Origin of the sequence: Microbacterium sp. S1037, assembly GCF_048381605.1 — a bacterium.
GTDB lineage: Bacteria > Actinomycetota > Actinomycetes > Actinomycetales > Microbacteriaceae > Microbacterium > Microbacterium testaceum_B.
Genome location: NZ_JBLWIG010000001.1, coordinates 1,286,967 through 1,310,656, shown reverse-complemented (window position 1 = coordinate 1,310,656; position 23,690 = coordinate 1,286,967). Strand labels below are relative to the sequence as shown.

At 69.7% G+C, this 23,690-nt stretch carries 24 protein-coding genes; 9 read left to right on the top strand and 15 right to left on the bottom strand.

Translation table 11 applies throughout. The features are described from left to right. Positions 1 to 41: 41 nt before the first annotated feature. On the bottom strand, positions 42 to 191 hold the full coding sequence (locus tag ACMW4R_RS05830) for a hypothetical protein (protein WP_193751302.1): 150 nt from the start codon (positions 189 to 191) through the stop codon (positions 42 to 44). A 119-nt stretch (positions 192 to 310) separates the two neighbouring features. Here ACMW4R_RS05830 and ACMW4R_RS05825 point away from each other — a divergent pair, with 119 nt between their 5' ends. After that, positions 311 to 646, top strand: coding sequence for a hypothetical protein (locus ACMW4R_RS05825; protein ID WP_058596589.1), 336 nt, complete (start codon positions 311 to 313; stop codon positions 644 to 646). A 2-nt stretch (positions 647 to 648) separates the two neighbouring features. Here ACMW4R_RS05825 and ACMW4R_RS05820 read toward each other — a convergent pair whose 3' ends face one another. Next, a complete protein-coding gene (locus tag ACMW4R_RS05820; RefSeq protein WP_058596590.1) occupies positions 649 to 966 on the bottom strand; it encodes a hypothetical protein in 318 nt (105 codons plus the stop codon). 113 nt (positions 967 to 1,079) lie between these two features. Here ACMW4R_RS05820 and ACMW4R_RS05815 point away from each other — a divergent pair, with 113 nt between their 5' ends. Next, positions 1,080 to 1,397 carry a hypothetical protein gene (locus ACMW4R_RS05815; protein WP_058596591.1) on the top strand — a complete coding sequence of 106 codons (318 nt, stop codon included), beginning with the start codon at positions 1,080 to 1,082 and terminating at the stop codon, positions 1,395 to 1,397. Positions 1,398 to 1,407: 10 nt separating this feature from the next. Here the strand turns inward: ACMW4R_RS05815 and ACMW4R_RS05810 are convergent, their stop codons facing one another. Beyond that, positions 1,408 to 1,956: a MarR family winged helix-turn-helix transcriptional regulator gene (locus ACMW4R_RS05810; protein WP_418299408.1), complete on the bottom strand. Its 549-nt coding sequence runs from the start codon at positions 1,954 to 1,956 to the stop codon at positions 1,408 to 1,410. Between the two features lie 137 nt (positions 1,957 to 2,093). On the opposite strand from ACMW4R_RS05810, the gene ACMW4R_RS05805 reads away from it, so the two are divergent. Then, positions 2,094 to 2,582: a MarR family winged helix-turn-helix transcriptional regulator gene (locus ACMW4R_RS05805; RefSeq protein ID WP_058596593.1), complete on the top strand. Its 489-nt coding sequence runs from the start codon at positions 2,094 to 2,096 to the stop codon at positions 2,580 to 2,582. Between the two features lie 28 nt (positions 2,583 to 2,610). On the opposite strand, the gene ACMW4R_RS05800 is transcribed toward ACMW4R_RS05805, so the two are convergent. Continuing rightward, entirely contained in the window at positions 2,611 to 2,853 is a 243-nt protein-coding gene (locus tag ACMW4R_RS05800; RefSeq protein WP_058596594.1) for a DUF3072 domain-containing protein, read from the bottom strand. Between the two features lie 79 nt (positions 2,854 to 2,932). Here ACMW4R_RS05800 and ACMW4R_RS05795 point away from each other — a divergent pair, with 79 nt between their 5' ends. Both ACMW4R_RS05795 and ACMW4R_RS05790 read left to right on the top strand, forming a co-directional pair. Next, the gene (locus ACMW4R_RS05795; RefSeq protein WP_418299407.1) at positions 2,933 to 3,895 is read left to right on the top strand and encodes an alpha/beta fold hydrolase; all 963 of its coding nucleotides are present in this window, start codon (positions 2,933 to 2,935) and stop codon (positions 3,893 to 3,895) included. Between the two features lie 67 nt (positions 3,896 to 3,962). Next, positions 3,963 to 5,078: an FUSC family protein gene (locus ACMW4R_RS05790; protein WP_418299406.1), complete on the top strand. Its 1,116-nt coding sequence runs from the start codon at positions 3,963 to 3,965 to the stop codon at positions 5,076 to 5,078. 180 nt (positions 5,079 to 5,258) lie between these two features. Here the strand turns inward: ACMW4R_RS05790 and ACMW4R_RS05785 are convergent, their stop codons facing one another. From ACMW4R_RS05785 to ACMW4R_RS05765, 5 genes are all read right to left on the bottom strand, one after another. Continuing rightward, positions 5,259 to 6,506, bottom strand: a complete 1,248-nt coding sequence (locus ACMW4R_RS05785) for an ADP-dependent glucokinase/phosphofructokinase (protein WP_081319198.1) — start codon at positions 6,504 to 6,506, stop codon at positions 5,259 to 5,261. 19 nt (positions 6,507 to 6,525) lie between these two features. Next, positions 6,526 to 7,389 (bottom strand): ketose-bisphosphate aldolase, encoded by an 864-nt coding sequence (locus ACMW4R_RS05780; protein WP_058596597.1) that lies wholly within the window; start codon positions 7,387 to 7,389, stop codon positions 6,526 to 6,528. A gap of 34 nt (positions 7,390 to 7,423) precedes the next feature. Continuing rightward, positions 7,424 to 8,296, bottom strand: coding sequence for a carbohydrate ABC transporter permease (locus ACMW4R_RS05775; RefSeq protein WP_058596598.1), 873 nt, complete (start codon positions 8,294 to 8,296; stop codon positions 7,424 to 7,426). Position 8,297: 1 nt separating this feature from the next. Beyond that, entirely contained in the window at positions 8,298 to 9,227 is a 930-nt protein-coding gene (locus ACMW4R_RS05770) for a carbohydrate ABC transporter permease (protein ID WP_058596599.1), read from the bottom strand. A 73-nt stretch (positions 9,228 to 9,300) separates the two neighbouring features. Next, positions 9,301 to 10,596, bottom strand: coding sequence for an ABC transporter substrate-binding protein (locus ACMW4R_RS05765; RefSeq protein ID WP_418299405.1), 1,296 nt, complete (start codon positions 10,594 to 10,596; stop codon positions 9,301 to 9,303). Positions 10,597 to 10,829: 233 nt separating this feature from the next. On the opposite strand from ACMW4R_RS05765, the gene ACMW4R_RS05760 reads away from it, so the two are divergent. The 3 genes from ACMW4R_RS05760 to ACMW4R_RS05750 all read left to right on the top strand — a co-directional run bounded on the left by ACMW4R_RS05760 (position 10,830) and on the right by ACMW4R_RS05750 (position 14,267). Then, entirely contained in the window at positions 10,830 to 11,636 is an 807-nt protein-coding gene (locus tag ACMW4R_RS05760; protein ID WP_058596601.1) for a DeoR/GlpR family DNA-binding transcription regulator, read from the top strand. A gap of 248 nt (positions 11,637 to 11,884) precedes the next feature. Beyond that, on the top strand, positions 11,885 to 12,535 hold the full coding sequence (locus ACMW4R_RS05755; RefSeq protein ID WP_418299404.1) for a hypothetical protein: 651 nt from the start codon (positions 11,885 to 11,887) through the stop codon (positions 12,533 to 12,535). Between the two features lie 10 nt (positions 12,536 to 12,545). Then, positions 12,546 to 14,267, top strand: a complete 1,722-nt coding sequence (locus tag ACMW4R_RS05750; RefSeq protein WP_418299403.1) for a LamG-like jellyroll fold domain-containing protein — start codon at positions 12,546 to 12,548, stop codon at positions 14,265 to 14,267. A 78-nt stretch (positions 14,268 to 14,345) separates the two neighbouring features. Here ACMW4R_RS05750 and ACMW4R_RS05745 read toward each other — a convergent pair whose 3' ends face one another. Both ACMW4R_RS05745 and ACMW4R_RS05740 read right to left on the bottom strand, forming a co-directional pair. Continuing rightward, positions 14,346 to 15,701, bottom strand: a complete 1,356-nt coding sequence (locus tag ACMW4R_RS05745) for an APC family permease (RefSeq protein ID WP_206542551.1) — start codon at positions 15,699 to 15,701, stop codon at positions 14,346 to 14,348. Between the two features lie 17 nt (positions 15,702 to 15,718). After that, positions 15,719 to 17,335, bottom strand: coding sequence for an amidohydrolase (locus ACMW4R_RS05740; RefSeq protein WP_058626562.1), 1,617 nt, complete (start codon positions 17,333 to 17,335; stop codon positions 15,719 to 15,721). Between the two features lie 182 nt (positions 17,336 to 17,517). Between ACMW4R_RS05740 and ACMW4R_RS05735 the strand changes: the two genes are divergently transcribed. Next, positions 17,518 to 18,141, top strand: a complete 624-nt coding sequence (locus ACMW4R_RS05735; RefSeq protein ID WP_193754817.1) for a TetR/AcrR family transcriptional regulator — start codon at positions 17,518 to 17,520, stop codon at positions 18,139 to 18,141. A gap of 12 nt (positions 18,142 to 18,153) precedes the next feature. On the opposite strand, the gene ACMW4R_RS05730 is transcribed toward ACMW4R_RS05735, so the two are convergent. The 4 genes from ACMW4R_RS05730 to ACMW4R_RS05715 all read right to left on the bottom strand — a co-directional run bounded on the left by ACMW4R_RS05730 (position 18,154) and on the right by ACMW4R_RS05715 (position 23,644). Further along, positions 18,154 to 18,960, bottom strand: a complete 807-nt coding sequence (locus ACMW4R_RS05730; RefSeq protein ID WP_418299402.1) for a DUF1206 domain-containing protein — start codon at positions 18,958 to 18,960, stop codon at positions 18,154 to 18,156. Positions 18,961 to 18,976: 16 nt separating this feature from the next. Next, on the bottom strand, positions 18,977 to 19,654 hold the full coding sequence (locus ACMW4R_RS05725; RefSeq protein ID WP_418299401.1) for a phosphatase PAP2 family protein: 678 nt from the start codon (positions 19,652 to 19,654) through the stop codon (positions 18,977 to 18,979). Between the two features lie 441 nt (positions 19,655 to 20,095). Then, on the bottom strand, positions 20,096 to 20,830 hold the full coding sequence (locus ACMW4R_RS05720) for a hypothetical protein (protein ID WP_418299400.1): 735 nt from the start codon (positions 20,828 to 20,830) through the stop codon (positions 20,096 to 20,098). Between the two features lie 42 nt (positions 20,831 to 20,872). Next, positions 20,873 to 23,644, bottom strand: coding sequence for a family 78 glycoside hydrolase catalytic domain (locus ACMW4R_RS05715; RefSeq protein ID WP_418299399.1), 2,772 nt, complete (start codon positions 23,642 to 23,644; stop codon positions 20,873 to 20,875). Positions 23,645 to 23,690 lie beyond the last annotated feature (46 nt).

Here is a 23,690-nt window from a genome sequence, read left to right as displayed (position 1 = left end):
GACCGACCGTATCGAGCGGAGATACGAGCGTCCTGTGAGCGTCACGCGCGCGGAGGCTCGTCCTTCCGCGGCACCAGCTCGCCATCCACCACGTCGATTCCCACCAGCCCGTCGAAGACGTCGGGGAGGTCGGCGGAGTCGGCGGGGCCATCGCCGGGTTCCATCGGAGACGGGGGGTATCGGTCTTTCACGGCGCTGTCCTTCCGTGGAGTCCTTCTACGGTGGCAGCACCCCACGCTCCGACCGGGCGGCTTGACACTCTCGGACGCACGGCGTATTCGCGGTGAGGCCGCGCGGTTAGTGTGGAGCCATGGGGACGATCATTTACGGAAGCTCGACGACCGTTCACATCGAGGATCGCGCGCTGGCGCACCTCAAGGTCGTCATCTCGACGAAGCTCCGCCGCGGTGAGAGCTTCACCCTGTCGTGGCGCCACCCCGACGAGGAGCCGCGCGGCCGGAGCACCCTGTGGCTCCACCCGGCGATCCCGCTGCGGTTCGTCTTCGACGACGCCGAACCGACGAAGCTGAGCCGGGAGTGGATCGAGCGTCTCTCGGAGTCGGCGAACTCGTCGGGCGGAATCATGCTGGTCGCCGAAGACATCGCCCCCTCGCGCGACACGAAGAGCGACAGCTCGACCCGCTGAGGTCAGCCCTCTTCAGAGACGCTGTCCTCGGACGGCTCGGGCGTGATCGCCAGGCCGTTGGGTCCGGATGCCGCGAGCATCAGGTCTTCGACCCACACGCGGTTGATGCGCGGCGGACGGCTGCCGTAGAAGTGGAACTGGATCGGCACGGAGGGGTGCATCCAGAAGCTGCGGCGACCGCTGCCGTCTCCCACCTCGACGTCGAACATGAACGACTCGGAGCGGCGCAGCTTGTTCATCACGACGATGCGCAGGTGAGCCAGCGTGCGGTCATCGATGTCGACGGCGTTGGCGACGGTGTCGTAGATGAATCTGCCCATGGGGTCGAGCCTATCCGAGGAACGCACAAGTCATCCCGACGACGCGTGCCACGTCGGTCGAGGGGAAATCAACCCCGCGGAGGGCGCGAGCCGATCTCGCTAACGTGCATGGGGTGGGAACGCTCTACTACGGCGACGTCGCGACGCCGATCGAAATGGAAGACCGCGCGCTGGCGCATATCAAGGTCGTCATCGCCACGAAGCTCCGCCGGGGGGAGAGCTTCACCCTCTCGTGGACGCACGGTCCCGGCCAGGAGGTCGGGCGCAGCACCGTGTGGTTGCATCCGTCCATTCCCCTTCGCTTCGTCTTCGACGAGCCGGAGCCGGCGTTGCTGAGCCGCGCGTGGGTGGAGGAGCTCGCGAACTCGGCCAACTCTTCGGGTGGCCTGCTCATCGTCCCCGAGCCCGGGCCCGAGAACCCGAAGGCTTGATTCTCGCGACCTAAACGGTGGTCTGGGCGTCCTCGGGCGATGCCTCGTGCGAGGCGGGAGCGGGATCGACCTGATCGACCGCGTCCTGCAGCCGACCCAGACACGCGATCACGACGTCGCACTCCTCCGGCGTCATCTCGGCCACGGCCCCCATCATGCGGCTGTGCATCGAACCGAGCGTTGCGCGCACCTCGTGGTCGCTGGCAGCGGTGGCGACGACCCGGACGCTCCGCCGGTCGGTCGGGTGCGGCACGCGCGTGACGTGGCCGGATCTCTCGAGGCGGTCGATGATCGCCGTGGTCGATGCCGTCGAGACCCCCAGATACCGTGTCAGCTCGGCCGGCGTCACGTGGCGATCCTGGCCCGCTGCGCGAAGGAGGTACCGGAGCACGAGGAGATCGTTCTCGCCCATCGACATCGCCTCGCGTGTGCGACGGCGCATCGCCACCTCGGCGGCGCGATAGACACGGAAGGCCTGCAAGACCTCGACGGCCCGACGCCGACGGTCCTCCTCGGTCGCGCCATACCAATAGCGCGACGACTGCGAGCCGTTTTCCACTTCGGCATCCTATGTCAGGCCACACCGTCCAGGCCCCTGCCGTTCCGCGAGGCGGACGAGTACCATGGAAAATACATCGGCTGCCAAGTTGATAGGACATCGAGACAGTAGCTCAGCAAGGTTTCGCGGGAGGTGACATGCGACGCACGGCCACAGCAGACGACGTGGTGAGGGCCCTCGGCGACCTCACCGACTCGAGCGCCATCTCGGAGCGCGCGGCGCTGCAGTCACTCGGCATCGGTCCGAACGACGCGAAAGTCCTGCGTTTCCTGCTCGAGCGCAGCGAAGACGACGACCCCGTCACCCCGCGCCTTCTGGCCGACATGCTCGGCATCTCGTCGGCGGCGACCACCACTCTCATCGATCGTCTGGCCGAGGCGGGGTGGGTCGCACGAGAGCCGTACCCCGGCGACCGGCGTTCGATCGTCGTCCGCGCAACCATCGATCCCGAGTCCTCGGCACGACGAGTCCTCTCGGTCCGGCGAGCGTCGGTCGCCGAGGCCGCGTCGAAGCTGGACGCCGCCGAGCGGCGTGTGGTGGCCGATTTCCTCGACGACATCGCACGCGTCGAGAAGCACCACGTCGACAGCATCGCCGAGGCAGACAGCGCGTCCCGCTCGCACTGACGGACAGCACGAACGGGACGCAGCGCCCTCAGGCCGAGTCGCGGCCCGTCGCCGTCTGCAGGCGGTCGATCTGCTCGGACGCCTCCGCCTTCGTCAGGTCGGCGGGGATCTCTTCCCCGGCCTCGCGCGCGAGCGTGTCGAGGTAGCTGCGCTGCGGCGCGGTCATCGGCTCATCGCCGGTGACCCAGTCCGAGGGGTCCTTCTCGGCGGGGTTGTCGCCGCTCTCACGGACGGCGCCCAGGGTCTCTTCTTCACGGGAGGTATCGCTCATGCGCCCGAGGTTAGGCGGGACGCCCGACACCGACTCCGGGATTGACAGCGCGCCCCGCCGGGTGCGGCATCCTGGAGCGATGACCAGCGAGCCGCCTCCCGCCGACGTCGACGTCGAGACGTTCCGCCGCGGACGCGCGCGGACACGCGTGACGCGCGTATCGACAGGCGCGGGAACGGGGCGCGACTTCGTGCTCGTCGCAGGCATCGGGGTCGCCTCGACCTACTTCGAGTTCCTCGCGCCGTTGCTGGCGGCCGAGGGAGAGGTCTACGCGCTCGACCTCCCCGGTTTCGCCGGGGTCCCGGCATCCGGAGATCAGCCGACCGCCGCCTTCTTCGCCGATCAGGTCGAGGGGGTGCTCGACCACTACGGCCTGCGTAATCCGGTGCTCATCGGGCATTCGATGGGGACGCAGGTGGTCACCGAGGTGCTCACGCGCCGCGAGCTCTCGCACGCGGTGCTCGTGAGCCCCGTCGTCGACGAGGGCGAAGCGCGGGCCGGCGTACAGGCCGTACGGTTCGCGCAGTCGACCGTGCGCGAGTCGCTGCACATCGCGCTGCTGGCGGTGTCGGCGTACCTGCTGTGCGGGTTCCTCTACTTCTTCGAGACGCTGCCGTACATGCTGCGGTACCGGATCTCCGACCGCATCGTCGACGCGCGATCCCACCTCCTGCTCATCCGCGGCGAGTTCGACCGCCCCTCGCCGCGCCGGCTGCATTCCCGGCTGGTGGAGCGCGCGCGTTCCGCTCGCCGATGGGAGATCGAGGGAGCCGCCCACTGCGTCGTCAACAGCCATGCGGTGGGCGTGGCCCGACTCACGATGGAGCACGTGCGCGACGAGCTCGCCCGGAAGGGTCGGATGCCGGCGGCCGAGGCCGCTGTGCCGCCGGCGCAGCACGCCGATGTCCGTATGGTGCTGGGAGCCGCGGCGAGTCGCCTGGCGGAATGGATCAGCGCCGCACGCCGAGACGAGACAGGCGTCGAGCGCGCCAAGGCTCGGCACGCGCGCGTGCTGTGGGAGGCGTACCGGGCGCGGCGCTGAGGTACCGCTCGTCCGGCGAGACGGCAACCCCCGAGACCGTCCGGCGCACGGCCCGGAGCATGGAGGGGTGTCCATCCGCCCCTCGATGTACAGCTCGTTCGACCCGAGACAGTGGTGGCGCGACGCGATGACCGCTGACCGCCTCGTGCTCGCGGCCAAGACCGCCGCGGCGGCCGCGCTCGCCTGGTATCTCGCGCCGTTCGTTCCCTTCGCGCAGAGCGAGTACTCGTACTACGCCCCGCTCGGCGTCCTCGTCAGCATGTACCCCACCGTCGCGCGCTCGGCGTCGAGCGGTGTGCAGGCCGTGGTCGGACTGGCGCTCGGCATCGGCCTGGGCCTCGCGAGCCTCGCGGTGGTGGGCGCGGGCCTTCCCCGGATCGCCGCGGTCGCGATCGTCATCTTGCTCGGCGTACTGCTGGCCGGGGTGCGCGCGCTCGGCGTCGGGCGCGACTGGGTGGCGATCGCCGCCCTCTTCGTCCTGCTGCTCGGCGGCGCCGATCCCGACGGGTACTCGTCGTCGTATCTGATGACGATGGCGTTCGGCGTGCTGGTCGGGGTGATGGTGAACCTCCTCGTCGTCCCGCCCCTGCGGGAGAAGCGGGCCGACGACCGCCTCGCCCGGCTCCGTGACGACCTGGGCGAGGCCCTCCGTGGGATCGCGGACGCGCTGGCGGGGCACGCCTTCGACCAGGATGCCGCCGACACCGCGACGGCCGGACTCACGGAAACGCTCGCTGACGTCCGAGAAGAGGTCGAGCTCGCCGACGAGAGCCGGCGATACAACCCGCGCGGGCGTCGACTGCGTGCACCCAGGGATCTCAACCGCCGACGCCTGGACGCCCTCACCGGAACGGCCGACGCGACGCGCGAGCTGTCGGCATCCCTCTCTCGTCTGACCGAGGGGCCCGATGTCGACACCCGCATCCCCGACGACGCGCGCCGAAGCCTCGCGCGCGCGATCGAGGCGGCGTCGCACCTGGTGACCACTCCCCCGGATCCCGAGGCGACCGCGGGGCAGCTGCGCGAGGCCGAGCACGCGCTCACCGCGTACATCGACCGCCTGCGCGAGCTCACCGCGCGCGACGAGCCGCTCGACGCCTGGGAGGCGGCGGTGAGCCTTCGGCGTGTGATCGCCGCATGCGGACCACTCTCGGATCCGGACGCCGACACGGCGACGCGCTGACACGGCGACGCGCTTACTTCGCGCTGCGGCACCGCGTGAGGAACGGAGGGCGAGGGACGAGCGGAGGATGCCGCAAGGCGCACGCTCCTCCGCTCGTCCCACGGCCTCTCTCGGTCACGCACGCGCTCCTCGAAGGAGACGTCATGCCCGCCGCACGCACCGCGGAACGTGGCGCGCGCGTCACCGCCGCGACGCGAGCGCCGCGGAATCGAGCGCGCGCTCGAGGGCCGCCGCGGTCGCGACGCGGGTCGCCGCCGGAACCGCCGCCAGGAAGCCACCGACGAACGTGTCACCCAGGCCGATCGTCGTCGGAGCGGCGGTGTCGACCACGAACGCGGGCACGCCCGTGACTCCCCGTCGCTCCTCGGCGGCCGACACGACGGCGGCACCGCCCGGATGACGCGGAAGCCGTGCGGTGTCGTCGAGGTCGGCGGCCGTGCAGGCGTCGCCCAGCCGATAACGCGTTGCGGCGGTGCGTACGGCGCTCTCGAGGCCCGCTCGATGACGATCGGCACCGGTCCCCACGGCGATCGCCCAGTACGTCGTGTGCACCACGAGCGCGCGGGCCGGGATCAGCGCATGGACCTCGGCGAGAGCCGTGATCACATCCTCCGGTGACAGGAGATCGACGCGGCGGCCGAGATATTCCTGCAGCTCGTCCTCGTTCATGCCGTAGACGTCGATGCGCTCCAGCAGCCGGTTCCGCACGAGGTGGGAGAGCTCGCGCTGATAGAACCCGGCGTCCTCGTAGTAGACCAGCGCGTCGGCGGGGAGACGCCGCATCGCCGCGGTCAGGTCGTCGAGCCGGCGCTCGAGCAGCGCGGCATCCTGCATGGTGTTGAAACCCGAGACGAGGAAGGCCGCTGCGTTCGCGAGGGCATCGCCCAGGTCGTCGGCGATCGCCATCTCGCGATTGGGCGCGTCGTTGGCGAAGATCAGGCGATTGGATGCCGGGGCGCTCACCACCGCGTCGACGAGCCGCACCGTCGCGCCCCGGGGATACTGCACGATGAGGTGCGGATCGAGCGTGTCGTGCGTCGCCGACGAGACCACCCGCATCGAGGCGGGGAGCAGCCGCCGGACGTTGTCATCGATGCTGACGAGATGTTGCACGGTGGGGACGCCGATGCGGTCGAGCGCGATCCCCGCCCGCACGCCGGTGCCGCCGAGGGTGATCGTCTTGTCGAAGTGCGCGGCGAAGCGTTCGACGATCTCCGACGAGAGGACGAAGCGCTCGCCTCCCCCGCCCGTCGCGAGGAAGGCGAGCACCGTCACGACGAGGGCCCGCTCATCGATGATCGGCGTCGTGGTGGTCAGCTCGTCGAGCCGGATGCGGTGCTCTTGCGCGAGGGCCGAGAGCACGTCGGCATCCCACCGGATCTCGTAGTCGACGGTGCCGCCGAGTCCGAGGACGAGGTCTTCTGCCATGACGCCGATCACCGCCCGATCAGTAGAGGTCGGCCTTGCCGGCTGCGCCGAACAGGTCGATCTTCTCAGCCGCGGTGACCTTCATGGCCGCGATGCACTCGGGCTGGATGGCGTTGGGCTCGCGCAGACGCCGGTCGGTGCCGAGCACCTCGCGCATGCGGTCGTGGTACGCGACCTTGATGTCGCTGGAGATGTTGATCTTGTTGATGCCCAGCGACACGGCGCGCGCGAGTTCGGCGTCGGGATTGCTCGATCCTCCGTGGAGGACGAGCGGGATGCCGACGGCGGCCTTGATCTGCTCGAGCAGATCGTGACGCAGCTCGGGGTTCTTGTCGGACGGGTAGAGACCGTGCGAGGTGCCGATGGCGATCGCGAGGCTGTCGACACCCGTCTGCTCGACGAAGCGCACGGCGTCGTCGACGTTGGTGTAGATGATCTCCGCCGCGCCCGACTCGCCGTAGCTGTCGTTCGCGCCGATCGTGCCGAGCTCGCCCTCGACCTGGATGCCGGCCGCGTGCGCCGCCTCGACGACCTTGCGCGTGATCGCGACGTTCTGCTCGAACGGCTCGAGTGACGCGTCGATCATCACCGAGGTGAAGCCGGAGTGGATGGCCGTGATCATCTGCTCGAACGACCCGCCGTGGTCCCAGTGGATCGCGACGGGAACGCTCGAGCGGTGGGCGCGGGCGTGCATCGCGGGGATGAGGTCGGTGGTGATGTGCGAGACCTCGTCGGGGTGGATCGCGATGATGACCGGAGCGTTCTTCTCCTCGCTGATGTCCATGATCCCGGTGAACATCGCCCAGTCGGAGATGTTGAAGGCCGGGATGGCGAAGCTGTGGGCGTTGGCCACGTCGAGGATGGACTTGCCGGTGTAGAGCACGGAATTCTCCTTGTTCGGGGTGGGTAGGCGTGAGTCAGCTCTTCACCGAGCCGGCCGTCAGGCCGCTGATGAAGAAGCGCTGGAAGAAGAGGAAGAGCAGCAGCACGGGGATCGAGCCGAGGATGCTCATCGCCATGATCTGGTTCCACTCGTAGGAGTGCTGGCCCATGAGCAGCTGGATGCCGATCGGCACCGTGCGCATGTCGATCGTGCGCGTGAGGGTCAGGGCGAAGAGGAACTCGTTCCACGCGATCATGAACGTGTAGATGCCGACGGACACGATCCCGGGGATGGAGATCGGCACGAGCACGCGCCACAGAGCGGTGAAGGAACCGGCCCCGTCGACGCGGACGGCCTCGTCCAGCTCTTTCGGGAGGGTGTTGAAGTACCCGGTCATCATGATGATCGCGTAGGGCAGCGTGAACACCATGTAGGTGAAGATGAGGCCCGGGTAGGTGTTGTAGAGCCCGAGGCCGACCATCAGACCGAAGTACGGGATCAGCAGAGTGATCGGCGGGACGGCCTGGACGCTCACGATGATGACGTTGACGATGCGCTTGCCCCGGAACTCGAAGCGGCTGAACGCGTACGCGGCCTGGATGGCGACGAGCAGCGTCAGGATCGTCACGGCTCCGGCGACGACGTAGCTGTTGATGAAGAACCGCACCGTCTCGGGGTTGGTGAAGATCGAGATGTAGGCATCGAACGAGAACGTGTCGGTGATCAACCGTGGCGGCAGCTCGAAGATCTGCGTGTTCGACTTGAACGAGCTCGACAGCATCCACAGCACCGGACCGGCGGCGAAGACCGCGCCGATCACGAGGCCGAGGAGGACGCCGGTCTTGGCGAGACGACGACGCGCGACGTTGGTGCCGGCGCGCCGGCGCGCGGGGGTGGTCAGGGCCATGTCAGTCCCTCGCCTTCTGATGGCGGACGTAGAGCACCGCGATGATCATCGACATCGCCAGGACCAGCACCGCCGAGGTGGAGGCCATCGAGAAGTCGTACTTCGCGAACGCGAGTTTGTAGGTGAAGGTGCTGAGCATCTCGGTGACGTCGATGGGACCGCCGCCGGTGGTCAGCCAGATGAGGGCGAACTGCTGCGACGTCCAGATGAGGTCGAGCAGCACCAGGCTGACGATGATCGGGCGCAGCTGCGGAACGGTGACGTTCCAGAAGCGCTGGACAGGGTTCGCGCCATCGACGGTCGCCGCCTCGTAGAGATCGCTCGGGATGCCTTGGAGCCCGGCGAGCAGGCTCACCATGAAGAAGGGGTAGCCGGCCCAGATGTTGATGAAGGTGACCGTTCCGAGCGCGAGCTGCGGCGAGGCGAGCCACTCGATGTCGGTGTTGAGCAGGAAGTTGACGATGCCGTTGGGGGCGAGAAGCATGCGCCAGAGGACCGCGATGACGGCGACGGTGAACAGCCACGGCAGCACGTAGAGTCCGCGGAAGATCGCCCGCGGCACGGCGCCGACGAGGCGGCTGTTCAGCAGGAGGGCGAACGACAGGCCGAGGACGAGGTGCGCGGCGACGCTCGTGAGGGTGAAGAAGAGAGTGTTGCCCGTCGCCTTCCAGAAGCCGGAGTCGGTGAGGATCGCGACGTAGTTGTCGAGACCGACGACCTCGGGGCTCTTGTTGAGGATGACGTTGTCCTGGAAGGAGTATCCGATCACCATGACGATCGGGACGATCATCAGGACGAACAGGAGGACGAGCGTCGGCGACAGGAAGGCGTACGCCTCGCCGGCCTTGCGGAGCTGGCGGGTACGGCGTGAGGCGGGTCGCCCGGTGACGATCACCTCTGTGTCGGGGGGAGTGAGGGTGCGCATGGTCATGATGTGCGGCTTTCGCTGAGCGGGGTGCCGCACCGCGGGTGAGGGCGGTGCGGCATCCCGGGTCGGGGTCGGATCAGAACTCCGACGTCCATTCGTCCTGCGTCTTCTTCAGCGCGTCGCTCATCGACTGCTGACCATCCAGCGCGGATTGGAACTGCGTGCCGAACTGGCGCATGAGCTCCTCGGCGACGGGAAGGCCCGTGAACTCGTTCGCGGGGTAGCCGGCCTTGTAGATGTCGAAGGCCTTCTTGAACAGTTCGTCATCCTGGACGAAGGTCGGCACGCTTTCGGTGTTGCCGGGGAATGCCTTCGCCATCGTCGACAGCTCGCTGTTGACGTCCTTGCCCATCAGGAACTGCACGAGCTTGAATGCGGCGTCCTTGTGCTCGGAGTTCTCGGCGACGCCGATGCCCCACGAGGCGTAGGGGATGCCGCGCTCACCGGTGAATCCATCCTCGGCGGGGATCGCCGAGATCGAGAAGGTCAGGTCGGGATTCGACTGGCGGATGAGGTTGATGTGCGCAAGCGAGTCGATCATCATTCCCACGCGGCCGTTGGTGAACTCCTCGACCTTGTCCTGCTCCTTCATCGTGAACGATCCGGGAGCGATGACGCCGTCGTTCCAGAGCTGCTGGATGTAGTCGGCGGCTGAGGTGACGTCCTTGTTGGTGAGGTCGGGCTGACCGTCCTTCAGCATTGAGCCGCCCGAGGCCCACACCCATGACATGACGTCGTTCTGCACGCCGTTGGGCGCCTCGAGCGAGAGGGGCAGGACCCAGCCCGAGGTGTCGGTGCCCAGAGCCTTGATCTTCTTCGCCGCGTCCGCGAACTCGGTGCGCGTCGAGGGCGGCGCACTGACGCCCGCCTGCGAGAGCAGCGCATCGTTCGTGAACATGGGGTAGACGAAGTTGACCACCGGGATCATGTAGGTGCTGCCGTCGACCTTGATCTGGCTGGCGAGCTGACTCTCGTCGTAGCCCGAGTCGCTCATCAGCTTCGACAGGTCGGCGATGACACCCTGCTTCGCGAAGTCGCTGACCCACGCCCCGTCGAGGCCCACGACGTCGGGCATCGTGCCGGATGCCGCCCCCGCGAACAGCTGCTCCTTGGTCGAGGCGTAGGGACCGCTGACCAGGTCGACCTTGATGCCGGGGTTCTCCTTCTCGAACTGGTCCATCAGCCCGCGGAACTGACCGTCGCCGAGTTCGGGCTCCCACCACTGCGCGAACTCGATCGTGACGTTTCCGTCGGCCGAGGTGCCTCCGCTGGTCGATGACGAGCATCCCGCCATCGCCAGGAGGGTCGTGGCCGCTGCTGCGACACCGACGAGCTTGATGACGTTCCGACGTCGGCGCCCGCTGTTGTCCATCGTTTCTCCTCATTGAGATGTGCCGTATTACGCGCTGTTCTGCGCGTTCTTGCTGCTTTAAGCACGAGTATGCGCTCCCGTGCAGCGACCGTCAAGAAGCCGATGCATATTCGTGACCATTAGCGCACGAGCGGGCGGAGAAAGCAGCAGGAAGCGCGAATTTTCTGCCGTTTCGTGCCGCTTTTCGACAAAGGATGCGGATTCGCCGCCCCCGCTGTGCTAGAGATGAGCGCATGGACGGACAGACAGCCTCGACGAAGCGGCGACTCCCGGCAGGACGCAAAGCCGAACTGGCGGCCTACGTCGCCGAATCGGGGCAGGTCACCGTCGTCGACCTCGCCTCGCACTTCGGGGTGTCCATCGACACCGTGCGCCGCGACCTCGATCAACTCGATCGCGAGGGCATCGTCGTGCGCACGCACGGCGGAGCCGTGAGCGCGATGTCGGTCCCCGGCCGTGACCGCGGGCTCGACGTCCGCCTGCAGATGCAGATCGCCGAGAAGGAGCGGATCGCGGCCCTCGCCGCCGACCTCGTCGAGGACGGCTCGGTCCTGATGCTGAACGCGGGGACCACGACCCTCGCTGTCGCGCGCGCGCTGCGCAATCACCGCAACCTCACGATCGCGACGAACAATCTGCGGATCCCGGCGGAGATCTCGCCGAGCGTCTTCCGCGACCTCTACATCTTCGGCGGCGCGGTGCGAACGATCACGCAGGCGACGACGGGGCCGGTGACACTGGCGATGAACTCGCACACCCCCGAGGTCGACATCCGTTGCGACTACGCCCTGATCGCCGTGGGAGCGGTGGATGCCTCGGGCTTCTCGACCAGCAACCTCGGCGACGCGACGATGATGAGCGAGATGATCCAGCGCGCCGACCGCACGGCGATCCTCGCCGACTCCACGAAGCTCGACCGGCGCCTCTTCGCCCAGGTCGCTCCCCTCGAGAAGGCCGACTACCTCATCACCGACGCGCCGCCCTCCCCCGAGCTCGCGACGGCCCTCGAGGAAGCGGGGGTCACGGTCGTCACACCGTGACCTCCGAGCGAGGTCGCCGACGATCGGATCACCGGACCGCGCGCGGACTACTGATCATCACGCCGCGGACGACATCGCGGGTGAATCACGCCGGGCCTCGGGGCGGCGCCTCCGAGACGGGCGGCGCTCGCCGCCTCTCGGGTGACCGTCCCACCCGTGGAGAGACGGTCACCCGTCCCGCCGCCAGGGCACCGACAGGCGATAGAGATGGGACCTCTCGCACTCTCCGAACCCGAACAGGAGCCGTCGTGTCCACCCAGAATCCCACGCCGCCACGCCGTCGTCGTCTCGCCCTTCCCGTGCTCCTCGCCGGAGGATTGGGGTCTCTCATCCTCGCCCTCGGCCTCTCCCCCACCATCTCCGCCTTCACGGCGCAGATCAAGAACACCGTCGACACGGCCGGCACCGGCACCGTCATCATGCAGGAGAGCAACGCCGACGGCTCGGTCCTCTGCAACAGCACGGACGGCGGATCCGTGTCGTCGAACACCGCGACCTGCGCGACCATCAACAAGTACGGCGGCAGCGTGACGATGGTGCCCGGCCAGACCGTGTCGACCGACATCAAGATCAAGAACACCGGCAGCGCCGCCGCCACGGGATTCACCCTCACGCCGGGAACCTGTGCGCAGTCGAACAACGGAACGCCCAACGGCACCGCGACCAACCTCTGTTCCACCATGACGCTCGTCGTGACCTCCGGATCGACAACGCTCTACTCCGGCACGCTTCAGGGCTTCGCCTCGGCCGTGAACGTGCTCACCGCCCTGGGCACGACCTCGGTGCCTGCCGGAACCACCGTGCCCTTCACGTTCGCGGTGACGCTCCCGTCGACGGCAGGGAACACCTATGCCGGTCTGCAGGTGTCGCAGCCGCTCACCTGGGACTTCAGCAGCTGATCGCGCGTCTGTGATTTCCCACCCCGCGGCGGCCGCCGTCCGAGGCAGCGTGCGCCCGGCGATCATCGTCGCCGTCGCACTCGTGCTGCTCTCGGTCGCGGTCGCCGCGGCGTTCGCCGCGGCAGGCATCCGCTTGTTCGCCGTCCAGACCCCGAGCATGGGCCAGACCGCGCCCGTGGGCTCGCTCATCGTCAGCCGCGCCGAGCCGACCTATGCGATCGGCGACGTCGTCACCTTCTCGACCGGCGACCGCACCGTGACGCACCGCATCGTCGCTGCTGCGGACGGATCGTTCACCACGCAGGGAGACCTCAACGGCGCGCCCGACGGCAGCCCGGTCACGGCAGACCGGGTGATCGGGCGAGCCGTGGCGATCCTCCCCGGCGTCGGCTTCCTGCTCCAGGTCGCCCCCTGGCTGCTGTTGGGCCTCGCGCTCGCCGAAGCACTCGTGTGGCTCAACCTGCGGCAGCCGGGGTGGATCTGGAGCGTCCGCCTGACCGGGTGGTCACTGACCGTCACGATCGTCGCCCTGTGGCTCCGGCCGTGGTTCAACGTTCAGATGCTCGACTTCCGTCCGGGCGACGACGCCACCAGCGCGCTCCTGCACGTGGTCAACACGGGGCTGTTCCCGATCCTGGCGGGCGGCACGCGGCTGCTCAGCGGCCAGGACGCGGTCGTCTCCACGACCGACCGTCTTCCCAGCGGTGCCTACGTGCTCACCCCGCAACCCGATCTCGACCTGCCCCTTCGGATCCTCGTCATCGCCCTGTGCCTGCTCCCGCTCGGGGCAGCGCTGCTCATCCGCGACGACGATCCGGTCGCGCTGCCCGACGGTCGTCGCGCCCGGCCCGACCGCCGCGGCGGTCGCATCGTCGTCCCGCTCGTGATCCTCACGGTGCTCGCCGTCGCCGCGCTCACGACGTTCTCCGCGACGGGGGCGAACCTCACCGCGCGCGTGACCAACTCGAAGGACACGGCGGGGACGAACGCGTTCTTCACCTGTCGCGACGCGGCGCTCGCCGTCGGCACCTCCGCGACCAAGGGCGCCTACGCCCTCACCCCCACCAACACCCCGGCCAAGACCGAGAACGATCTCTCCGGCTCCGTGCCACGACGCGCGACGTACGCGATCGCCCCGACCTCGTCGGCGAGTGTCGGATGCCTCCGCGATTCTCCGTCCACCTCAGTGAGCTTCAACGGCACGTCGCAGTGCCTCTACGTGCCGGGATCCGTGACGAACCCGAACACCTTCACGATCGAGGCCTGGTTCCGCGCTCCGTCGACCGGACGGGGGAAGATCATCGGCTTCGGCGACGCGAACCAGTCCGCCGCCGACGGTCACTACGACCGACACGTCTACCTCGACCAGACCGGTCGCATCGTGTTCGGCGTGTACCCCGGGAGTGTGCGGACGATCTCGACCCCGGCCGGGCGTTCGTACGCCGACGGGGCGTGGCACGCGGTGGTGGCGTCGCTCTCGAGCGCGGGCATGGCCCTGTACGTCGACGGGAGCCTCGTCGCCACGAACACCTCGATCACCACGGGCGAGAACTTCTCGGGGTACTGGAAGATCGGTTGCGGCAACCTCACCGCGTGGGCCAACGGAACCTCGAACGGCTCGATCGACTGGTCCGGCCCGTCCTTCTTCACGGGCGAGATCCAGTTCGCGGCGATCTACACGCGCGCCCTCTCCATCGACGAGGTGCGCTCGCACTACGCCGCCGGGCGTTGACGCACACCTCGCGCGAGACACGGCCGCGCACGCCGGCGGCGCGGCATCCGGAATCCCCCGATGCCGCGCCGCCACCGATCACGCCGGGATGCGTTCGGGCGCCTCGGCCTCTTCGTCGAACTCGACCTCGGGCGGCCGACGGCGGAACCCGCGGGTCAGCACCGCGAGCCAGACGACACCGACGCCGATCCAGACGAGACCGACCGTGAGCGCGAGCGGCGACAGGCTGAACCACAGCCACGCGGTGAGCGCGAAGCCGAGGGCGGGCAGGACCCCGTAGCGGAAGACGGCGGCCCCGCCGCGACGGCCTTCGTCGATGAGGAAGTGCTTGATCACCGACAGGTTGACGAGCGAGAACGCGGCCAAGGCACCGAAGCTGATGAGGGATGCCACCGTGTTCAGGTCGGCGAACAGCGCGGCGAGCGAGACGACACCGACGAAGATCGCCGCCCCGATCGGCGTCCGGTAGCGCTTGCTCAGCCGCGCGAAGAAGCTCGGCAGCACACCGTCGCGCCCCATCGCGAACAGGATGCGCGCCACGCTGGCCTGCGACGCGAGTGCCGCGGCGATGCAGCCCGCGATGTACGCGATGAGGAAGAAGAGCTCGAGCCAGCGCCCCGCGGCGACCTCCATGATCTGGTTCGCCGCGGCATCCGGGTTCTCGATGTCGGCGACGTTCGGGATGACGAGGGTCGACACGTACGCGATCACGGTGAAGATGAGCCCGCCGATGATCGTCGTCAGGATGATCGCCCGCGGGACCGTGCGCTGGGGGTCGCGCGCCTCCTCGGAGAGGGTCGAGATGGCGTCGAACCCGAGGAACGACAGGGCGAGCATGGCGGCACCCGCGAGGAGGCCGGGGAAGGTGAGGCCGGCATCGTAGAGAGGCTGCAGCAACGAGACGCCGGGATTCTGCAGGACGTGGAGCACCGCGCACACGACGAACACAGCCGCGAACACGAGCTGCAGTCCCACCAGCACGAGATTGGCGTTGCGCACCACCGTGATGCCCACGATGTTCAGCCCGGTGATGAGGAGGACGCCCGCCAGAGCGAACACCCACGGCGGGATGCCGGGCAGCTGCGCGTTCAGATAGATGCCCATCAGCACGTAGTTGATGAGCGGGAGCAGCAGGTAGTCGATCATGAGCGACCACCCGGTGAGGAAGCCGACGTGACCGCCGAACGCGCGGCGGGCGTAGGTGTACGCGCTGCCCGCACGGGGGAACGCCTTCACGAGGGCGGCATAGCTGAACGCGGTGAAGAGCATGGCGACGAGCGTCACGAGGTAGGCCGTCGGCACGTGGCCTCCGGTCGTGACGGCGACGAGGCCGTACGTGGTGAAGACGGTCAGCGGCACCATGTAGGCGAGGCCGAAGATGACGAGGGAGGGAACTCCCATGACTCGCCGGAGCGAGGTTGCGGAGGAGGTCACGGTTTTCCTGTTCGGGGTCAGAAAGAGCGAGGCGGAGTGGCGCCGGCGAGCGCCGACGCCGTGAAGGTGCGGATGCCGCGCCGCCACGTCCCGCGGATACGGGCGTCGGCGATGCGGGCGACCGGCTCGCGGCGGATGTCGCGATCGAGCCAGACGAGGTCGGCGACCATGCCGGGGCGAAGAGCGCCGCGGTGAGCGTCGTCGCCGGCCTGCCACGCGACTCCGCTCGTGGCGGCGTCGAGGGCTTCGTCGAGGGTGAGTCGTTCCTCGGGCTGCCAGCCGCCGGCGGGCTGCCCGGCTTCGTCCTGACGGGTCACCGCGGTGCGGATCCCCAGGAGCACGTCCGGCGAGGTGACGGGCCAGTCGCTGCCGAAGCTGAGGTGCGCGCCGGCGGTGCGCGCGGCACGCATGCGGTATTGCCTCTCCCGCAGGGGGCCGAGGCGCGGCAGCGTGAGCTCGGTCATCACGGCGTCGGGAACGGCCCACTGGGGCTGGAAGCAGAAGGTGACCTCGAGCTCCGCGAGTCGCGGCAGGTCGGCCGGGTCGACGATCTGCGCGTGGGCGATCGTGAGGCGACGCCCGCGGCGAAGGCTCTCTCGAATGCCCTCGGCGGCGCCGATCGCCGCGCGCACCGCGGCGTCGCCGATCGCGTGCAGGTGCACATCGAACCCGGCGGCGTCGCACGCGGCGACGGCCTCGCCGAGCTGATCCGGATGCCAGTTCGGCAGACCGCGGGTGCGGGCATCGTGGTAGCAGTCGAGAAGGTGCGCAGTGTGGTTCTCGAGGATGCCGTCGACGAAGAACTTCACGGTGCGCGCGGTGAGGCCCGGGACCCCGGCGATACCGTCGGCGGCGCGGCGCAGGTCGTCCAGCTGCGCGGGCCAGCGGACGGGGTCGGCGCGCAGCGCGAGGTCGACGTCGACCGCGAGTCGAGCGCTTTCCGCTGCCGAAACCCACGCGGGGAGGTCGTCGAGCTCGGTCCACGCCTCTTGCACCCAGGCGATGCCGTGCGCCGCGAGACGCTCGGTGGCCCAGGCGAGCGCCTCGACGTCGGCCTCCACCGACGGCCGCGGCGCGCGGTCCAGGACGAGGTCGATCGCCGGTCGCTCGACGAGCGTGCCGAGCGGGGAGCCGTCGGGTCGGCGGACGATGCGTCCGAGCGCGGGCTCGGGGGTCTCGGCATCCAGTCCCGCCGCCCGCAGGGCCGCAGTGTTCGCCCAGACCGTGTGATAGTCCCAGGCGTGCAGGACGACGGGTCGCTCGGACTCCGCCTCGTCGAGCCAGAGGGCGTCGAACATCCCGCCCTCCACGATCGTGGCGTCGTAGCTGCCGCCGATGAGCCAGGTGTCGTCGCTGTCGGCGGCCCACGCGCGGACCCGCTGGACGATCTCGGCGACGGAGGTCGCATCGCGCAGTTCCGGCCCGCGCCGCTCGCGTCCGGCGAGCAGGGGGTGGGCGTGTCCGTCGCCGAACGCGGGGAGCAGGAGCCCACCCTCGAGGTCGACCACCTCGGCATCGGCGGGAACCGGCGAGCCCTCGGATACCACGACCCCGTCGACCACGACGAGCCGGTCGACGTCGGTCGTCGATCCGTCGACACGGATCGCACCGTTCGTGAACACCACGACCGCCATGGAAACCTCCTCGAGACCACGCTGCGAGAAACATACAGCGTAGGTTTTAGGAACGCTACGACTTTTTCTCACGATGGGTCCGCCGTTTCCTCGACTCGTCACGAACCCGATACACGCCCGAAACGCGGGCATCGCGTAACGTGGTCGAACCCGACCGAAAGGCCCGACCGAAAGGCCCCGACGTGCCCCGGCCGCCGCACCCCAAGCTCTCGCGCGAGGCGATCGCCCGCGCCGCTCTCGCTCTCGTCGATCGCGACGGTAGCGACGGGGCGAGCATCCGGCGCGTCGCCGACCGCCTGAAGGTGCACCCGACCTCGCTCTACAACCACGTGCCGAACCTCGCAGCGCTCATCGAAGACGTCCGCGCGCTGGTCTCGCAGCGCATCGACTCGTCCTCGCTCCGCGACGACGAGTGGGAGGAGGGTCTGCGTCGATGGGCGCGTTCCTACCGGGACGCCTTCCGCCGCCACCCCCGGACGATCCCGCTGCTCATGTCGCACCGCTCGTCGGCACCGCTGCTGATGTCGCAGTACGAGGACTTCGCCGTCGCTGCCGAGCGCGTCGGCTGGAAGAGCGACGACATCCTGCCGTTGCTCACGGCCTTCGAGTCGTTCATCCTCGGCAGCGTGCTCGACATGTCGGGCCCGACCGTGATGTTCGATCCGACGGGCCAGGAGGAGAGCGTTCCCCGCTTCGCCGCGGCCTACGCCACCCTCGTCGACCAGGACCCGGCCGACCCGGTCGCGACGCGCGCGTTCGAGCTCGGCCTCTCGCTTCTCATCGCCGGAGCCCGGCCGCGGGAGTGAGGCCGGGCGCGGTCACATGTGCGCGTACCGCGCGCGGGCGAAGCAGAAGAGGCCGTAGACGACGAGGCCCGCACCGACGAGCCACAGAACGACCTGTCCGAACGGCAGACCCGCGAGCGAACGCAAGGCGGCATCGAGTCCGCCGGCGGTCGACGGGTCGTGCTTCAGCGCGGCGACCACGAACAGCACGCCCGCCACGCCGACGGCCACCCCCTTGGCGATGTACCCCACCATGCCGAAGGTGCGGATGCCGCGCCCCGCCGCCCCGCCGGGGATCGACATGTGCTTCTCGAACGCCTTCGTGAACCCGCGCACGACGAAGGCCACGCCGACCGCGGCGACGCCGAGGCCGACCACGACGAGCAGCACGACCCCGGCGGGGTTCGACAGCAGCTGCGCGGACATCGTCTGCGACGACTGCGACGAGCTCGAGTGTCCGCCGAGCGCGACGGTGAGAGCGGTGAACGCGATCGCGGCGTAGGCGACGGCGGTACCGACGAACTTCGCGCGATGCGCCCAGCGCTTCTTGGCATCCGGGTCCTGCTCGACGATCGCCTCGGCGATCTGCCACACCGCGAGCGCGGCCAGGCCGACGACGACGACGACCCAGAGCAGCACCACCCCCGCGGGAGCCTGAGCGACCTTCTCCAACGCCCCGCTCTGGTCGGCGCTGTCGCCGCCGGACCCGGTTGCGATCGAGATCGCGATCACCCCGATCAGCAGGTGGAGCAGGCCGAGCACGACGTACCCGACGCGCGCGGCGATCTCGAAAGCGGTCGAGTCCTGCGCCCTGTTCGCGGCGGCCGAGGGAGTGGTCATCCGGGAACCGTAGCCCTCACGCGCTCGTCGCGGTGAGGCGTTGCGCGCGACGCTCGCGAACCACTTGGATGAGCGCCCACACGAACGTCGAGACCGCGATCCCTTCGAGAGCACCGGCGACGACGTCCGAGAGCCAGTGCGCGTGCAGGTAGGTACGACTCCACATCATCAGCACCACCCAGACGACCCCGGCGATCCACACCCATCGGCGTCGCAGGATCAGACCGAGCACGACGGCGATGGTCGTCGCGACCGCCGTGTGGCCCGAGGGGAAGGATGTCGCCATCGTCTCGGCGAGGGAGTCGGCGGGCCGCTGCCGAGCGATGATGGCGGCCATCGGCGAGCCGATCGCGACGACGAGGGCGATGGATGACGCGACCGTCAGCGCGTCCCACGGACGGCGGCGCACCGCGAAGACGATCGTCGTCGCCACCCCGATCACGATCATGCCGATCGTGCCGCCCACGATCGCGGGGATCCACGCGAGGATCACGCCCACCGGGGTCGCGACCCCCGCCATCGCGGCATCCCACCACACGTCGACGGCGAGGGCCGTGTGTCCGTTCAGCGCGACGGCGAGGCGCAGGGCGACGAACGCGACCGTGGCCAGCGCGCCGACGACGAGGGCGACGGTGCGGCGAGCATCCGCGGCGACGACCGGGGGCGCCGCGGTGTCGATCGGTGTGACATCCATCCCGGAATGCTGACAGGACCGGATGCCGCGGAGCCAGGGATTGCATCCGGGGCTGCGGGCGCACTCGGGGCGCACGGCGGCCGGATCGCGGTGAGGGACGGGGGCGGTCGGTGCCGCACGGGGCGCGGTCGGCTGCGCGGGGCGCGGTCGGCTGCGCGGGGCGCGGTCGGCTGCGCGGGGGGGGTCGGTGCCGCACGGCGACGCATAAACGCTGTTCGCGCGCAGAAACGCGTGCACAGCGCGTTTCTGCGCGCCGATCGCGTTTATGCGCGACGCGGGCCGCGCTCGGCGACGAACTGCACGAGGGCGACACCTTCGTCCGAATGCTCGCGCCGGACGAGTTCGCCGCCTACCCCTCGATGACGGTGCTCGGCTTCGAGCTGGTGGAGAGCCTGCTGGGCGACGAAGACCGGGCCTGAGCCCGGGACCTTGTGCCCCTGGTCACCGCGCGGGGGCGCCGCCGGCCGCGGGATCAAGCGGAGCGGGCGGGGTCGACGGGACGACGAGCGGTCGCCGCGAGAGCGGCGAGAGCGCGAGCAGGACGCCACCCAGGAGGAAGAGAACGGCCCCGACGACGATCGTTCCGACGGCGACGGTCATGACGTCGGCATCGCTCGAAGACACCGCGACGACGATCCCCGCGATGCCGAGGAGCGCGCCGAGCGCCGTGATCACGCCCTCGACCCACAGCAGGATGCGGAACGACCGCGCCCCGTGGAAGGTGGGGCGGATGCCGGAACGCGTCCAGGTGTACTGCGACCACCGCGTTCCGGTCCACCACCGACTCACGGTCGAGGAGACCGGGAACCACCCGGCTCCCGCCCCCTCCTGCTCGCCGGGCAGCGGTCGGACGGCGTCGATCACGACGGGTGCGGTGGTGGGGGCGGGGATGCGCAGCACCCGTCGCACGTGCAGCGCACCGAAGAGCCAGAAGAAGGACAGCGCGAGGAAGAGCACAGCCGTCACCAGGTAGAAGGGGCTGAACCCGACGAGGAACAGGTGGATCGCCCCGGCGACGAAGAACAGTGCGCTCGCGACGAACAGAGGAGCCGGGCGGTCCGCCGTGATCCAGTCGATCACCGGTCGGCCGTCCGCGACGCGCATTCCCGTCCAGCGGGAACCGTCCCACCAGCGAAGTCCCTCGCCCTCGGCGTACCAGGCAGACTGTGCAGTCATCGGATCCCCCTTCGGTCGCGGGATGCCCGCGACAGCCCGACCCTAACCGAGGGGTCGTCGGCCCGCCGACCTCAGCGCCCGGTTGACATCGGCGACCACCGCCGGCGGAGCCGACACCGCGGCGAGCTCCTCGCGCAGCCGGCGACCCGGCACCCACCGCACATACGCGTCGAACTCGACCTGCATCTCGGTCGAGTGCGCACCGATCGCGCGTGACACGGCGGCGCACGCGCCCGGGGTGTCGGCGATGACCGCGAGATCACTGTCGACGTCCACGGAGCGGCGGGGACGCGCGAGCGGCGCGTCGACCATCCAGCGGTGGACCCCGGATGCCACCTCGAACGGCGCGCGATCGCCCAGGTCGATGCGCGCGCTCGCCCCGTGCGGAACGGTGGCCTCCACCGCGATCGCCTCGCCCGAGCGCTGCCACCGCAGGCGGGCTCGTCCCAGGCTCGTCTCGTGCTCCGCCTCCGCCCAGGTCAGGGCCTCGACGAACCACGGGCGGACGTGCACGGTGGATCCCTCGATCGACAGCCCCGCCACGCGGCGATACAGCACATCACCCACGGAGCCGAGCGCGTAGTGGTTGAGCGAGGTCATGCCCGAGGGGTGCAGGGAGCCGTCGGGGCGGATGGCATCCCATCTCTCCCACATCGTGGTCGCGCCCATCGAGAGGGGGTAGAGCCACGACGGGCACATCGTCTGGAGGAGCAGGTTCTCGGCAGCGGCCTCGTGGCCGTTGTCGAGAAGAGCGTCGAGCACGACGGGGGTGCCGAGGAACCCCGTCGCCATGCGGTACCCGCCGGCGCGGAGGAGGAAGGCGAGGCGGTCGGCCGCGGCCTGACGCTGAGCCTCGGGCACGAGACCGAACGCGAGAGCGAGCGCGTACGCGCTCGGCGCATCGGAGGCCAGACGCCCCGCGGGCGTCACGTACGCGGCGCGGAAGGCCTCGCCGATCTCGCGCGCCAGCTGCGCATACCGCTCCGCCTCGCCGGGCTCGCTCGCGCGCGCGACGAGGTCTGCCGAGCGGAAGAAGTACGCCGTCGCCACGAGCCCCGGATCGGCTTTCGCCTTGTCGGGACGTGTGACGGTCGGATCGAGCCAGTCTCCGTATTGGAAGCCCGTCTCCCAAAGACGCCCGGGACCGGCAGCCGCGGCGACGGCATCGACCCACGCCCGCATCGCGGGCAGCATCTCGACCGCGATCGCGACGTCTCCGTAGCCTCGAGCGAGGACGTCGGGGATGACGGTGACCGCGTCGCCCCAGCCGGCGGCCATCACATCGCCGAGGGCACCGAGGGGGTCGGGCACGACGGTCGGAACCCGTCCGTCGCGGTCCGCCTGCTCCGCACGCACGTCACGCAGCCACGAGGAGAAGAACGCGTCCGTATCGAACAGCGTCGCGGCGGTCGGGGCGAACACCTGCGCATCGCCCGTCCACCCGAGCCGCTCGTCGCGCTGCGGGCAGTCCGTGGGCAGGGCCAGCGCGTTGCCCTCGAAGCTGCGCACGATGTTCGCGTGCAGGTGGTTCAGCCGCTCGTCGGAACACGAGAACCAACCGGTCCGGCGCAGATCGCTCCGCAGCACCTCGACCTCCACCCGCTCCGGGTCGACCTGTCCGCCGTCGATCTCGACGTACCGGAAGCCGTGGAACGTGAAGGCCGCCTCGCACGCGCGCTCCCCCGTGCCGTCGAGGACGAACTCGTCGATGGCCGCGGCGGCGCGCAGCGGCCGGACGCAGAGCGCGCCGTCCTCGAGCAGCTCGGCGTGGCGGACGGTCACGACGGTTCCGGCCGGGCCGTCGGCGACGAGGCGCACGCGCCCGACGACGTTCTCACCCACATCGAGCAGGACGACCCCGGGACGGGATGCCGGCAGCTCGCGCATCCGCCGGATCGTGCGCACGCGCCGCACCGGCTCGACATCGATCACCGTCGGCGTGCTCAGCGGGGGCGTCGGGGCCGGGCTTTCCCACGACGCGTCGTCGAATCCCGGCATCCGCCACCCGCGCTGCTCGCGGCGGTAGTCGACGCGCTCGCCCGCGTACAGTCCGCTCGACACGATCTCGGTGCGGTGGTTCACCCGCCACCGTTCGTCGGGACCGATCTCCTCGACGCGTCCGTCGAGGTGCGTCAGGCGGAGCACGGCACCCGCCGCGGCCTGCTCGCCGTAGAAGCGGGAGGCTGTGGCCCCGAAGCCGTACCGCTCGGTGAACCACCCGCCGGCGACCCGCAGCGACAGCACCTGCGTGGACCCCGGCCGCAGGAGCGGCGAGACGTCGACCGACACGAGCGGGAGGCGGTGTCGATACGACGTCCACCCGGGCGCCAGCACCGTGTCGTCGACCGGGACGCCGTCGAACGCGGCGTCGAAGATCCCGCGCGCCGTCACCCAGAGTCGGGCCGACACCACGGTCGCACCGACCTCGATCTCGCGTCGGAGGGCGAACGGCGCGGCCTCGGTGTCCGGATCCCGGATGCCGAGCAGCGGAGCGGTCCACACGCCGGGGAAGAAGACCGCCTCGACCGTGATCGGCCGACTCCACGGCATCCATTCGCCGTCCGCACCGGCGACGCGGACGGACAGGTCGCGACGCTCCCCCGCGGAGAGGTCGTCGAAGGGCCACGGGACGAGCACCCCGCTCGGCGGCACCGCGAGCGGTTCGGCGGCGTCGAGACGCATCTCCGCGCGGGTCGCCGTCCACCCCGCGGGGGCATCGACGATCCACGAGACCGGGGGCCGTGGCTCGCTCGCGACGCTGACGTCGCGGCGGCGCCCGACGCGCAGCCCCGCGACGTGGGAGGGGTCGGTCATGGGGTCCTTTCGAGACCCGGTGCCGCCGCGCGAGCGGCACCGGGTC

What these genes read in the sequence shown, in the direction of transcription:
- ACMW4R_RS05765 (WP_418299405.1), bottom strand. Translation starts at nt 10,596, where the DNA reads ATGGACAACAGCGGGCGCCGACGTCGGAACGTCATCAAGCTCGTCGGT.
- ACMW4R_RS05760 (WP_058596601.1), top strand. Translation starts at nt 10,830, where the DNA reads ATGGACGGACAGACAGCCTCGACGAAGCGGCGACTCCCGGCAGGACGC.
- ACMW4R_RS05715 (WP_418299399.1), bottom strand. Translation starts at nt 23,644, where the DNA reads ATGACCGACCCCTCCCACGTCGCGGGGCTGCGCGTCGGGCGCCGCCGC.
- ACMW4R_RS05825 (WP_058596589.1), top strand. Translation starts at nt 311, where the DNA reads ATGGGGACGATCATTTACGGAAGCTCGACGACCGTTCACATCGAGGAT.
- ACMW4R_RS05775 (WP_058596598.1), bottom strand. Translation starts at nt 8,296, where the DNA reads ATGGCCCTGACCACCCCCGCGCGCCGGCGCGCCGGCACCAACGTCGCG.
- ACMW4R_RS05720 (WP_418299400.1), bottom strand. Translation starts at nt 20,830, where the DNA reads ATGACTGCACAGTCTGCCTGGTACGCCGAGGGCGAGGGACTTCGCTGG.
- ACMW4R_RS05820 (WP_058596590.1), bottom strand. Translation starts at nt 966, where the DNA reads ATGGGCAGATTCATCTACGACACCGTCGCCAACGCCGTCGACATCGAT.
- ACMW4R_RS05805 (WP_058596593.1), top strand. Translation starts at nt 2,094, where the DNA reads ATGCGACGCACGGCCACAGCAGACGACGTGGTGAGGGCCCTCGGCGAC.
- ACMW4R_RS05725 (WP_418299401.1), bottom strand. Translation starts at nt 19,654, where the DNA reads ATGGATGTCACACCGATCGACACCGCGGCGCCCCCGGTCGTCGCCGCG.
- ACMW4R_RS05770 (WP_058596599.1), bottom strand. Translation starts at nt 9,227, where the DNA reads ATGACCATGCGCACCCTCACTCCCCCCGACACAGAGGTGATCGTCACC.
- ACMW4R_RS05730 (WP_418299402.1), bottom strand. Translation starts at nt 18,960, where the DNA reads ATGACCACTCCCTCGGCCGCCGCGAACAGGGCGCAGGACTCGACCGCT.
- ACMW4R_RS05795 (WP_418299407.1), top strand. Translation starts at nt 2,933, where the DNA reads ATGACCAGCGAGCCGCCTCCCGCCGACGTCGACGTCGAGACGTTCCGC.
- ACMW4R_RS05740 (WP_058626562.1), bottom strand. Translation starts at nt 17,335, where the DNA reads ATGGCGGTCGTGGTGTTCACGAACGGTGCGATCCGTGTCGACGGATCG.
- ACMW4R_RS05800 (WP_058596594.1), bottom strand. Translation starts at nt 2,853, where the DNA reads ATGAGCGATACCTCCCGTGAAGAAGAGACCCTGGGCGCCGTCCGTGAG.
- ACMW4R_RS05785 (WP_081319198.1), bottom strand. Translation starts at nt 6,506, where the DNA reads ATGGCAGAAGACCTCGTCCTCGGACTCGGCGGCACCGTCGACTACGAG.